The sequence below is a fragment of the Thauera aminoaromatica genome, from assembly GCF_000021765.1.
GTDB classification, from domain to species: domain Bacteria; phylum Pseudomonadota; class Gammaproteobacteria; order Burkholderiales; family Rhodocyclaceae; genus Thauera; species Thauera aminoaromatica.
Window position 1 is genome coordinate 2,496,887 of record NC_011662.2, and the last position, 12,503, is coordinate 2,509,389.

Annotated in this window: 10 protein-coding genes; 7 read left to right on the plus strand and 3 right to left on the minus strand. The window is 68.3% G+C overall.

What is annotated here, in order from left to right:
• Position 1: 1 nt before the first annotated feature.
• The 5 genes from TMZ1T_RS10970 (at position 2) to TMZ1T_RS10990 (ending at position 7,571) form a co-directional block, all read left to right on the plus strand.
• Complete coding sequence (locus tag TMZ1T_RS10970; RefSeq protein WP_004302112.1) at positions 2-658, plus strand: dienelactone hydrolase family protein; 657 nt, start codon at positions 2-4, stop codon at positions 656-658.
• Positions 659-678: 20 nt separating this feature from the next.
• A complete protein-coding gene (locus TMZ1T_RS10975) occupies positions 679-1,311 on the plus strand; it encodes a putative metalloprotease CJM1_0395 family protein (RefSeq protein WP_012585424.1) in 633 nt (210 codons plus the stop codon).
• Between the two features lie 158 nt (positions 1,312-1,469).
• The gene (mfd, locus tag TMZ1T_RS10980) at positions 1,470-4,943 is read left to right on the plus strand and encodes a transcription-repair coupling factor (protein WP_012585425.1); all 3,474 of its coding nucleotides are present in this window, start codon (positions 1,470-1,472) and stop codon (positions 4,941-4,943) included.
• Between the two features lie 29 nt (positions 4,944-4,972).
• The gene (corA, locus tag TMZ1T_RS10985; protein ID WP_004302118.1) at positions 4,973-5,938 is read left to right on the plus strand and encodes a magnesium/cobalt transporter CorA; all 966 of its coding nucleotides are present in this window, start codon (positions 4,973-4,975) and stop codon (positions 5,936-5,938) included.
• A gap of 295 nt (positions 5,939-6,233) precedes the next feature.
• Entirely contained in the window at positions 6,234-7,571 is a 1,338-nt protein-coding gene (locus TMZ1T_RS10990; protein WP_012585426.1) for a M48 family metalloprotease, read from the plus strand.
• 44 nt (positions 7,572-7,615) lie between these two features.
• On the opposite strand, the gene ccoG is transcribed toward TMZ1T_RS10990, so the two are convergent.
• A complete protein-coding gene (gene ccoG / locus TMZ1T_RS10995; protein WP_012585427.1) occupies positions 7,616-9,013 on the minus strand; it encodes a cytochrome c oxidase accessory protein CcoG in 1,398 nt (465 codons plus the stop codon).
• Between the two features lie 214 nt (positions 9,014-9,227).
• On the opposite strand from ccoG, the gene TMZ1T_RS11000 reads away from it, so the two are divergent.
• Entirely contained in the window at positions 9,228-9,821 is a 594-nt protein-coding gene (locus TMZ1T_RS11000) for a cytochrome c oxidase subunit 3 family protein (RefSeq protein WP_041589849.1), read from the plus strand.
• A 2-nt stretch (positions 9,822-9,823) separates the two neighbouring features.
• Complete coding sequence (locus tag TMZ1T_RS11005; RefSeq protein ID WP_012585429.1) at positions 9,824-10,132, plus strand: hypothetical protein; 309 nt, start codon at positions 9,824-9,826, stop codon at positions 10,130-10,132.
• Here TMZ1T_RS11005 and TMZ1T_RS11010 read toward each other — a convergent pair.
• Both TMZ1T_RS11010 and TMZ1T_RS11015 read right to left on the minus strand, forming a co-directional pair.
• Positions 10,127-11,539, minus strand: a complete 1,413-nt coding sequence (locus TMZ1T_RS11010) for an aminotransferase-like domain-containing protein (RefSeq protein ID WP_012585430.1) — start codon at positions 11,537-11,539, stop codon at positions 10,127-10,129. The genes TMZ1T_RS11005 and TMZ1T_RS11010 overlap by 6 nt on opposite strands.
• Positions 11,540-11,677: 138 nt before the next feature.
• A complete protein-coding gene (locus TMZ1T_RS11015) occupies positions 11,678-12,277 on the minus strand; it encodes a DNA-3-methyladenine glycosylase I (RefSeq protein ID WP_012585431.1) in 600 nt (199 codons plus the stop codon).
• Positions 12,278-12,503 lie beyond the last annotated feature (226 nt).

Below are 12,503 nucleotides of genomic sequence, written 5' to 3' on the forward strand. Positions count from 1 at the left end.
CGTGAAACTTCGAAACACCCTCATCAGCATCCCCGCACAGGGCGCGTGGCTCGACGGCCTGCTTGCACACGCGCCGGACGTGCGCGGGCTCGCCATCCTCCCGCAGTCGAGCGGACACCCTGCGCTCGACAGCGGGCCCCGGCCGGTCGATGTCGCCCTGCAGTCGCGCGGCTTCGCCACTCTCCGGGTCGACCTGCTGACCCGGCAGGAGGCGCTGCGCGACCCCGATGCGTCGTACAACATCGCCCGCCTGACCGAGCGCATCCTCGCGGCGGTCGAGTGGATCGCCCACCAGCCGCCGCTCGCCGGGCTGCAGCTCGGCCTCGTCACGCAGGACACCGGCTGCGCCGCCGCGATCCGCGCGGCGGTCAAGGCGCCGGAGACCTTCGCGGCGATCGCCTGTGTCGACGGCCGCGCCGACCTCGCGGGTGCCGAGCCCTTGCGCCAGCTGCGCTGCCCGGTGCGCTTCATCGTCAGCCCCGGCGCCCCGGAGAGCGCGATCCTGGAGAAAGCCTTTTCCCTGCTCGGGGGGGCGCGCCACTGGCTCGCCCTGCCCGACACCGGTGACGCCCGCCAGCAGGAGATCCTGCAGGCGCGGGCGGTGACGAGCTGGCTCGAACAGCACCTCGCCGCGGCCGAGCGCACGCGGGTGGAATAGGATCGGAGCGCGCCCGCTTCATGTCCGCAATGTCGATTTCCTCGCTCGGTGGCGGTGACGCGGCGTGGCGCCAGGGCACGGCGATGAATGCCGCCCGCCCTGCCGGCGCCTCCGGCGGGCCGGCGACGGCGGGGGCCGGCGGCAAGGCGCAAGAGGCAGGAGCGGGGGCGGCCGACACGCTCTCCGAGGCCGAACAGCGCCAGGTCGCCGAGCTCGCGGAACGCGACCGCGAGGTCCGTGCCCACGAGATGGCCCATGTCGCCGCGGGCGCCGGCCTGGTGACCCGGGGCGCCAGCTACACCTATCAGACCGGCCCGGACGGCCAGCGCTACGCGATCGGCGGCGAGGTCGGGATCGATACCTCGCCGGGCCGCAGCCCCGAGGAGTCCCTCTCCAAGGCCGAGCGCATCCGCGCCGCAGCCCTCGCCCCCGCCGAGCCGTCGGGCCAGGACCGCCAGGTCGCCGCGCAGGCTTCCCGCATGGCAAGCGATGCGCGCATGGAGATCGCCCGCCGCGAATTCGAGCAAGGCGGCGCGGGCACCGAGGCGGCGGCCACGCGCGATGGCCCCGGCTATCGCGGCATGCGAGCGGCGCAGGCCTATTCGGCAGCGCTCGCTCCAGGCCAGGGGCCCACCCTTTCAGCCACCGCCTGAGCCTTCCGCTCCGCGTTCGAGCGATCACGCCGTGCGCTGGCGGGCCGGGATGAACGATAATTCTCTCTTTGCCGGCCCCGCGTCCCTACCGCCATGCTGCCCGCCTCCGCCACGGTGACGGAGGGTCGCAGTCCGCAGACGACGCTCGAGAAACCACGATGTCCCTCTCCCTCGACGCCCTCCTCTCCCGGCTCGCCACGGTCAAGCTGCCCAAGCCCGGCGGCCGGCTCGAACTCGAGCCGCTCGCCGGCTCGGCAGACGCCCTCGCCATCGCCCAGCTCGCCAGCCGCGGCCGCATGCTGGTGGTGATCACGGCCAACCCGCTCGACGCCCAGCGCCTGCAGGACGAGATCGCCTGGGTCGCACCCGGCCTGCGCGCGCACCTGCTGCCCGACTGGGAGACCCTGCCCTACGACAGCTTCTCGCCCCACCAGGACCTGATCTCCGAGCGGCTGTCGACGCTCTACGCCATCAGCCGCGGCGAGACCGACATCGTGCTGGTGCCCGCCTCCACCGCGCTGTACCGCATGGCGCCGCCGGGTTTTCTTGCCGCGTACACCTTTTTCCTCAAACAGGGCGAGAAGCTCGACGTCGAGCAGTTCAAGGCGCAGATGGCGCTCGCAGGCTATGCGCACGTCACCCAGGTGGTGAGCCCGGGCGAGTTCTCGGTGCGCGGCGGGCTGGTGGACCTGTTCCCGATGGGTTCGCCGCTGCCCTTCCGTATCGACCTCTTCGACGACGAGGTCGAGAGCATCAAGACCTTCGACCCCGACACCCAGCGCACGGTGTATCCCACCAAGGAGATCCGTCTGCTGCCGGCGCGCGAGTTCCCGCTCGACGACAAGGGGCGCACGCGCTTTCGCAGCCGCTTCCGCGAGACCTTCGAGGGCGACCCGACGCGCGCGTCGATCTACAAGGACGTCTCCAACGGCATCGCCCCCGCCGGCATCGAGTACTACCTGCCGCTGTTCTTCGACGAGACCGCGACGCTGCTGGACTACCTGCCCGCCGAGACGCCGGTGCTGCTGCACCGCGACGTGCCGGCGGCGATCGCCGAGTTCTGGAAGGACACGCGCTCGCGCCACGACCTGTTGAAGGGCGACCGCAGCCGCCCGGTGCTGGCACCCGAGCAGCTCTTCCTGACCGACGAGGCCTTCTTCATCGCGCTGAAGAACCTGCCGCGCCTGGCGATCGGGGCCGAAGTGGGCGCCAAGGCGGGCGCCGAGCCCGCGGCCGCCCGCACCGACGCGCTCGCCCTGCCCCCGCCCGAGGTCGCGGTCGAGCGCAAGGCCACCGACCCGCTGCACAAGCTCAAGGCCTTCCTCGACGGCTTCGACGGTCGCGTGCTGCTGCTGTCGGACTCGCCCGGCCGGCGCGAGACCATGGCCGAGTTCTTCGCCGAGTACGACGTGCGCCCCGAGGCCACGGCCGATTTCGGCGCCTTCCTGGATTCCGACGCCCGCCTCGCGCTTGGCGTCGCCCCGCTCGCGCGCGGCTTCGTTCTACCGGCTGCAAGGCTCGCGGTGCTGACCGAGACCGAGCTCTACGCCGCCACCGCGCGCAGCCGCGTGCGCCGCGACGCGCGCAAGGCCGCCACCATGGAAGGCTGGCTGCGCGACCTGTCCGAGCTCAAGATCGGCGACCCGGTGGTGCACGTCTCGCACGGCATCGGCCGCTACCTGGGCCTCCTCCACATGAACCTCGGCGAGGGCGACACCGAGTTCCTGCATCTGGAGTACAACGGCGGCGACAAGCTCTATGTGCCGGTGTCGCAGCTGCACGTGATCACCCGCTACGCCGGCGCCGACCCCGAGGCGGTCGACCTGCACCGCCTCGGCTCCGGCCAGTGGGAGAAGGCCAAGAAGAAAGCCGCGATGCAGGTGCGCGACACCGCCGCCGAACTGCTCGCGCTCTATGCCCAGCGCGCTGCCCGCCCCGGCCACCGCTTCGACTTCAAGCAGCATGACCTCGAAGCCTTCGCCGAGGCCTTCGGCTTCGAGACCACGCCCGACCAGCAGGCCGCCATCGACGCGGTGGTGGCCGACATGAAATCCGGCCGCCCGATGGACCGCCTGGTGTGCGGCGACGTCGGCTTCGGCAAGACCGAGGTCGCGCTGCGCGCCGCCTTCATCGCGGTGGCCGACGGCAAGCAGGTGGTGGTGCTGTGCCCGACCACCCTGCTCGCCGAGCAGCACTACCAGACCTTCGCCGACCGCTTCGCCGACTGGCCGATCAAGCTCGCCGAGCTGTCGCGCTTCAAGTCGGCCAAGGAGCAGGCCGAGGCCCTGCAGCTCCTCGCGGAGGGCAAGGTCGACATCATCATCGGCACCCACCGTTTGCTGCAGAAGGACGTGATCTTCAAGCGCCTCGGCCTGGTGATCATCGACGAGGAGCACCGCTTCGGCGTGCGCCAGAAGGAGGCCTTGAAGCAATTGCGCTCCGAGGTCGACATCCTGACCCTGACCGCCACGCCGATCCCGCGCACCCTGGGCCTGGCGATGGAGGGCCTGCGCGAGTTCTCGGTGATCGCCACCGCGCCGCAGAAGCGCCTGGCGATCAAGACCTTCGTCCAGCCCTCCAGTCGCGGCCTGATCCGCGAGGCGGTGCTGCGCGAGTTCAAGCGCGGCGGCCAGGTTTACTTCCTGCACAACGAGGTCGACACCATCGACAACATGAAGGACGACCTCGAGGAGCTGCTGCCCGAGGCGCGCATCGTCGTCGGCCACGGGCAATTGCCCGAGCGCGAGCTCGAACGCGTGATGCGCGACTTCACCCAGCAGCGCGCCAACCTGCTGCTGTGCACCACCATCATCGAGACCGGCATCAACATCCCCACCGCCAACACCATCATCATCAACCGCGCCGACCGCTTCGGCCTGGCGCAGCTGCACCAGCTGCGCGGCCGCGTCGGGCGCAGCCACCACCAGGCCTACGCCTACCTGCTGACCCAGCCGGGCGCCAAGCCCAGCGCGCAGGCGCAGAAAAGGCTCGAAGCCATTGCGATGATGGAAGACCTCGGCTCCGGCTTCTACCTGGCGATGCACGACCTCGAGATCCGCGGCGCCGGCGAGGTGCTGGGCGAGAACCAGTCGGGCGAGATCCAGCAGGTCGGCTTCAGCCTGTACACCGAGATGCTCAAGCGTGCGGTCAAGGACCTGCAGGCCGGCAAGGAGCCCGACCTGTCGCAGCCGCTGGAGGTCGTCTCCGAGATCAACCTGCACACCCCGGCGCTGCTGCCCACCGACTACTGCCCCGACGTGCAGGAGCGCCTGACGCTGTACAAGCGCCTGGCCAACTGCGAGATGGAAGAAGATTTGCGTGCGCTGCAGGAAGAGCTCATCGACCGCTTCGGCGAGCTCCCGGCGCAGACCGCCGCGCTGATCGAGACCCACCGCCTGCGCATGCTGGTGAAGGACTACGGGGTGCACAAGCTCGATGCGTCCGATGCGCAGATCAGCGTGCAGTTCGCCAAGGACGCGCCGATCGACCCGGTCAAAGTCATCTTCCTGATCCAGAAGGACCGCAGCACCAAGATGGCCGGCCCCGAGAAGCTCGTGCGCCGTGCCAGCCTGCCCAACCTCAAGGAGCGCGTGAAGGCGGTGAAGGACCTGCTCGAGGCGGTGAAGGCCTGATCCGGCGAAGGCGCAAGCGACCCACGACCATGCTCATCAACTGCATCGCCTACCAGCACGGCCGCAAGCTCGCCGACATCCCGGTCGAGGACATCAGCGAGTACATCCAGCAACCCGAGACCTTCGTCTGGGTCGCGCTCAAGGACGCCACCGCCGAGGAACTCGCGGTGATGAAGGAGGAGTTCGGCCTCCACGAGCTCGCCGTCGAGGACGCCAACCACCGCCACCAGCGCCCCAAGGTCGAGGAGTACGACGACGAGCTCTTCGTCGTCATGCACCTGATCGAGGAGCGCGAGGGCAAGCTCGAGGTCGGCGAGGTGCACGTCTTCGTCGGGACCAACTACATCCTGTCGGTGCGCAACAACCACGCCCGCGACTTCCTCGGCGTGCGCGCACGCTGCGAGCGCGAGCCGAAGATGCTCGCCAAGGGCCCGGGCTACGTGCTGTACGCGCTCATGGACGCGGTGGTCGACGGCTACTTCCCGCTCATCGACAAGCTCGAGACCGAGGTCGAGGCGCTCGAGGAGCGCATCTTCACCAAGGGTGCGGGCAACACCAACATGCGCCGCCTCTATCGCCTCAAGCGCAAGGTCACCCTGCTCAAGCACGCCGTGCTGCCGCTGATGGAGGCCGCCGGCAAGCTGCACAGCGGGCGTGTGCCCGAGGTCTGCGCCAAGAGCCGGCACTACTTCCGCGACGTGTATGACCACCTCGCCCGTATCGACGCCTCGCTCGACAGTGTCCGCGAGACCATCGGCACCGCGATCCAGGTGAACATCTCGCTGGTCACCATCGACCAGACCGAGGTCAGCAAGCGCCTCGCGGCCTGGGCCGGCATCTTCGCGGTGGCCACCGCCTTCGCGGGGATCTGGGGCATGAACTTCAACCACATGCCCGAGCTGGAGTGGGAGTACGGCTACTTCGCCGGCCTCGGCATCATCGTCAGCGCCAGCACCTTCCTGTGGTGGCGCTTCCGCAAGGCAAGGTGGCTGTAGCGCGCAGCCGATGCGTAGGAGCGACGCAAGTCGCGATTGCCGCCGCTCCGTCCCGCCGACACCCCTTCCCGCTCCACCGCCCGATCGCGACTCGCGTCACTCCCACAAAACCCCGGCACGCCGGCCGATCGCGACTCGCGTCGCTCTTCCAAATCACCGCTTGGCGTGCCGTAGGAGCGACGCAAGTCGCGATTGCAGCGCCTCGGTCCCCATCGACGCCCATCGCCCCTGCCCTGCCCCAGACCTTTCCTCCGCGCCGCTACAATCCCCGCATGTCCTTCGACGAGCGAATGCCATGAGCTTCTTCGACGACCTCGCCCGCAGCCTCGAACGCAACCGCATCACCCGCCGCCAGGCGCTGTGGCTGCTCGGCGCGGGCGCGGCGGCCGGCCTGTCGGGCTGCGCCACCTCCCCGGTCACCGGCGAGACCATCCTCGTCGGCATGAGCGAGGCGCAGGAGAAGCAGACCGACGCCCAGGTCGCGCCGCACCAGTTCTCGCAGGACCTCGGCGCCATCCAGGACGAGGCGGTCAACCGCTACGTCGCCGGCATCGGCCAGCGCATGGGCACGCTCACCCACCGTCCGCAGATGCCCTACTCCTACCGCGTGCTCAACGCCAACTACGTCAACGCCTACACCTTCCCCGGCGGCGCGATGGGCGTGACGCGCGGCATCCTCGCCGACCTCGACGACGAGGCCCAGCTCGCCGCCCTGCTCGGCCACGAGCTCGGCCACGTCAACGCCCGCCACGCCGCCCAGCGCCAGGGCCAGAACCTGGTCGCGCAGGCGGCGCTCGCCGGGCTCAACGTGGCGGCACAGAGCTCCGACTGGGGCGGGCTGATGAGCATGGGCGGACAGATCGGCGCCAGCGCCCTGCTCGCCGGCTACTCGCGCGAGCACGAGCGCGAGGCCGATGCGCTCGGGCAGGAATATCTCGTCAAGGCCGGCTACCCGGCGACCGGCATGGTGCGCCTGCACCAGTTGCTGGTTGCCGAGGAAAAATCCGCCCCCTCGCTGCTGCAGACGATGTTCTCCACCCACCCGATGAGCAGCGAGCGCATGCAGGCCGCGCAGGCCGCGGCCGACGCGCGCTACCGCATCAGCAACAGCCTGGACGCCCGCCGCGAGCGCTTCATGGACAGCACCGCCAGCCTGCGCCGCATCCGCCCCACCATCGACGCCTGCAAGAACGGCGAAACCGCGATGGCCGCCAGGCAGTACCCCAAGGCGCAGGCCGAATTCCAGACCGCGCTGGCCAGGACCCCGCGCGACTACGCCAGCAACCTGCGCATGGCCCAGTGCCTGCAGGCCCAGGGCCAGACCGCGAAGGCGGTGGACTACGCCGACAACGCGCGCGAGATCTACCCGCAGGAGGCGCAGGCCTACAAGCTCGCCGGCGTGCTCGCCCTGCAGCAGCGCGACGCCGGCCGCGCCTACCAGAACCTCGACCGCTTCGACCGCCTGCTCCCCGGCGACGCCGGCATCACCTTCCTGAAGGGCATCTCGCTCGAAGGCATGGGCAACCGCCAGGCCGCCGCCCAGCACTACGCCGCCTACCTGCGCCAGAGCCAGCAGGGCAACGCCGCGCAGTACTCGTACAACCGGCTCAAGGCCTGGGGGATGGTGAAGTAGCGCAGGAGCAGCCCGCCGCGATCCCGCGCCTGCGAGCCACCATTTCAACGGAAGGGCAGGATGAAGGTGCCCTTCTCACGCACCGCAAGGCTTGCGTCGTGCAGCGCCACCGTCTCGAACACGATCGGCTGCACGCCGGACGGCATGCCTTCGAACGGGGATGACAGGGTGAGCGTGACGCTCTGCACCTGGCCCGGCCCGACCGTGAATTCGCCGGCGCCCTCGATCCGCAGCCCGGGCAGGCCGCTCACGCCGATGCGGAACTGGCGGGTCGTCTCTTCCATGTTGATGAGCTTGAGGGTGTAGCTGTTCTCGATCCGGCCCGCGCTCGTCTCCTGCATGAGGGCGCCGCGATCCCGGTGCACTTCCACCCGCAACAGCACGCGCTCGTTCAGTGTCCACACCCCGAGCGCGGCGAACACGAGCAGCAGGCCGACATAGACCAGGGTCCGCGGCCGCGACCAGGCTGGGGCAACCTGTGCCTGGCCGGCAAGCTCGCGCTCGCTCATGAAGCGGATCAAGCCGCGCGGTGCGCCGATCCTGTCCATGACCTCGTCGCAAGCGTCGGCGCACAACCCGCAGTCGATGCACTGGTATTGCAGTCCGTCGCGAATGTCGATGCCCGTCGGACACACCTGCACGCAGATTCCGCAGTCGATGCAGTCGCCCTTGTCGCCCGACTGCCGCAAGGCGCCGCGGGGCTCCCCGCGCTTGACGTCGTAGGCGACGTTCGCCGTATCCGGATCGATCATCACGCCCTGGAAGCGCGAGTACGGACACATGTGCTGGCATACGGCCTCGCGTGCGAGCCCGGCCTGCAGATAGGTGAAGCTCGCGTAGAAGAGCAGCCAGAAGGTTTCCCACGGGCCGGTCCGGAGGCCGACGATTGCCGGCAGCAGTGCGCGGATGGGAGTGAAGTAGCCGACGAAGCTGATCGCGGTCCACGCCGCGACCAGCGCCCAGATGCCGTGCTTGACCGACTTGATGAGCAGCTTGCGCGCCGACATCGGGCCCTGGTCGAGGCGCAGGCGCGCGAGGTGGTCGCCCTCGATCCTGGCCTCGATCCACACGAAGATCGACGTATAGACCGTCTGCGGACAGGCAAAGCCGCAGAACAGGCGCCCGGCGATCGCGGTGGTGAAGAACAGCGCGGTCGCGGCCAGGATCAGGACGACGGCCAGCAGCAGCGCGTCCTGCGGCCACAGGACCAGGTCGAACAGGTAGAACTTCTCGTCGACGATGTCGAACAGGATCGCCTGCCGCGTGCCGGTCTCCGTCGTCCACGGCAACCAGCACGCGCCGTAGAACACGACCTGGGTGAGCCAGACCATGGCCCAGCGCAGGCTGTTGAAGCGGCCCTGCACCGCCTTGGCGTGGATCTTTCCCTTCTTGCGATAGAACTCCAGCTTGGCTTCGCGCACCTTGCTGACGGGTGGGTTCATGCGGGCTGCTCCGGCTCTGACGATGGCCTGGAGTACATCACCCCGGACGGCGCAGCTTCAGTTGCAGATCGTACGATTTGGAACAGGTACAGATCCGCCGCCACAGCTCGTCTGTGCCGGACGACTATCCACTCGACTGTTCCTGTCCGCTCATCTGCAAACGCCCAAAATCGCGCTATCGAATCAGGAGTGGAACACCGTGATCGCCAATACGATGAGTTTGCCCACCACCGCGGGTGACGCGCCCCCCTGCACCGGCAGGGTGCCCGGCAACAAGGGGATCTGGGTCGGGATCTGCTGCGAGTTCGTCGAATTCCTGGTGCTGTTCATCGTGTACTTCGTCGCCCGCGCGCACTTTCCCGACGCCTTTCACTCCGGGGCGGAGCGGCTCTCGCAGACGGCCGGCGTGGTGATCACCTTGTTGATGGTGAGCAGCAGCTTTTTCATCGCCTGCTCGGTCACCCGTCTGCGCACCGGGCGCAGGCGCGAATCGATCGGCTGGCTGATCGCGGGCCTGATCGTGGCGTTGGGCTATCCGGTGGCGAAATACCTCGAGATCCAGTGGAACCTCGCGCACGGTATCGATGGCGAGTCGGGCATCTTCTTCACCGTCTATTACTACCTGACCTTCACCCATATGGTGCACGCCTTCTGGGGCATCCTCGGCATCCTCTGGGTCCTCGCCCGGCATGGATTCGGAATCTATACCGCCGACGAGCACAGCGGTCTGGAAGCGCTCGCCAGCTACTGGCACGCCACCGACATCATCTGGCTGGTCATCTTCCCCTTCTTCTACGTGCTGGCCTGATCATGGACTCCATCGAGCGCAAACCCGCCACTTCACTCCGGCCCCTGGTCCTGACCTGGCTGGCCCTGGTCGGGCTGACCCTCGTCAGCCCGCAACTCGGCAAGGGTGTCTGGGGGCAGGAAGCCGTCCAGTGGATCGTGGCCGCAATCATCTGGATCAAGGGCCACCTGGTCGCGCGCCACTTCATCGAGGCGGAACGGACTCACCCCTTCCTTCGCAACGTGCTGCGGTTCTTCATCGCCTTCACGCCGATCGCGATCGTGCTGACGACCTTCTTCCGCGACGGTTTCGCCCGCCTCGCGAGCCTATAGCTGGCGCTTGATCAGCCGGCCGAGCGTCGCCAGCGCATCATCCTGGCGAGTTGTTGCGGGATGGCCGAAGTTGAGCCGCAGGTAATTGGAGAACTCGCGCTTGGCGGAAAAGATCGGCCCCGGTGCGATGCTGACCCCCTGCGCGAGCGCCTCTTCGTGCAGCCGCAGCGTATCGATCCGAGGCGGCAGTTCCAGCCAGAGAAAATAGCCGCCGTCCGGACGGGCCAGGCGGATACCGGGGGGAAAGTGTTCTTCGATGCCGGCCAGGAGTTGTGCTTCCTGGCGCGCAAGTTGCCGGCGCAAGTGGCGCAGGTGATTGTCGAAGCCGCCATGCTTCAGGTAGTCGGCCAGCGCGATCTGCATGGGGACCGCCGTCGCCAGGCTGGTCGAGTATTTCTGCCGCTGCACCTCCTTGGCGTAACGCCCCGCCGCGACCCAACCCAAGCGGTATCCCGGCGCGAGGCACTTCGAAAACGAGGACACGTGCAGCACCAGACCCTCCGTGTCCATCGCCTTGCTGCATCGCGGCGCCTCGGGTCCGAAATACAATTCGGCGTAGACATCGTCTTCGATCAGCGGGACCTGATGCTGGTGGAGAAGCTCGACCAGCGCACGCTTGTTGTCGTCCGGGACGCGACTTCCCGTCGGGTTCGCGAAGTTCAACATGAACAGGCAGGCCTTGATCGGATGATGGCGCAGCGCATCGGCCAGCGCATCCAGGCTCACCCCTTCGCGCGGGTGGCTCGGGATCTCGATGACCTCGAGTCCTAGGCGTTCGCTGGCCTGCAGCCCCGCATAGAAGGTGGGCGACTCGACGGCGATCAGGTCGCCGGGTCGGGTCAGGGCCTGCAGGCAGAGGTTGAGCCCTTCCATCGCACCCGACGTGACGACGATCTCCTGCGGCGAAACCGAGGCACCATGGGCCAGGTAACGCAGCGCGAGTTGTCGGCGCAGCTCGTCGTTGCCCGGGGGAAGGTCGGTGACCGTTGCCAGCGGATCCAGGTGACGCGCCGCTGCCGCGAGGAAGCGCCCGAGCTTGTCGAGCGGGTAGAGGCGCGCGTCGGGAAAGCTCGACCCCAACGGAACGATGGCGGGATCCCGCACGCTGTCGAGGATCTGGAAGATGAAGTCGCTGACCTCGAGCGCCGTGGAGCCGCCCGCTGGATGGGTCATCTCCGGCTCGGGCAGTCTGCTGCCAAGCCGGGCGCGCACGAAGTAGCCCGACTTCGGCCGCGCCTCGATCAGGCCTCGGCTCTCGAGCAGGTGGTAGGCCTGGGTGACCGTGATCGGGCTGATGCCGTGAGTCTTGCAGGCCTGGCGGACGGAGAGCAGTTTGTCGCCCGGGCGCAAGACACCCTCGGCGATCCGCTGTGCGGTCCGGTCGGCAAAATCCTGGTAGAGGCTCATGGGGACGATCCTAGCGATGCGCAGCGAACCCGGCCTTGCCATGGATCACTTCGATCGCTGCCGCTTCGCAAGCAGGCGATGCCGCCTGGCTGCGCCCGAGCCTGCAGGGCAACGCCGCGAGGCGTTCCTGCAACCGGCTCAAGGGCTGGGGGGTGGTGACGTCGCGCAGCGCAGCGCCGCGATATCGCGCTGGCGGAAGCACCCCTCCACATGGTCGTTGACCATCCCCACCGCCTGCATGAAGGCGTAGCACACCGTCGGCCCCACGAAGCGGAAGCCCAGGCGCTTCAGCTCGCGGCTCATCGCCTGCGACGCCGCCGTCTGCGCCGGAATCTCCGCCAGGCTGCGCGGCGGCGCGGTCGGCGCCGAACCCTCGGCGAAGCGCCACAGCAGCGCATCCAGCGATCCGAAGCGCTCCTGCGCCGCCAGCGTCGCGCGCGCGTTCGCCACCGCCGACTCGATCTTCAGCCGGTTGCGCACGATGCCCGCGTCGGCGAGCAGGCGCGCGAGATCCGCCTCGCCATAGCGCGCGACACGCTCGGCATCGAAGCCGTCGAAGGCGCGGCGGTAGTGCTCGCGCTTGCGCAGGATGGTGATCCAGCTCAGCCCCGCCTGCGCGCCCTCGAGCACGAGCATCTCGAAGAGGTGGCGATCGTCGTGATTGGGCACGCCCCACTCGGTGTCGTGGTAGGCGACGTAGAGCGGATCGGTGCCGCACCAGGCGCAGCGCTCGGACATGGATGGTGCTCCTCCTGAGGGAGTCGTGGATTCTAGTCCCGGGCGCTGCGCTCGAGGTTTAGATGAAGTTCGGCGACTAATGAAGATACCGTCGGAGAGTCCTTTTGAAGCCATGTGCTGTTCGGCCAAAGCCCTGTTCCATGGGATCTTGCCAGCCCTGCTGAACCGGAGCAGGCCGGTACTCCCGAACTAGATATTCAGGGCACAATGCGTTGTATCACCAACG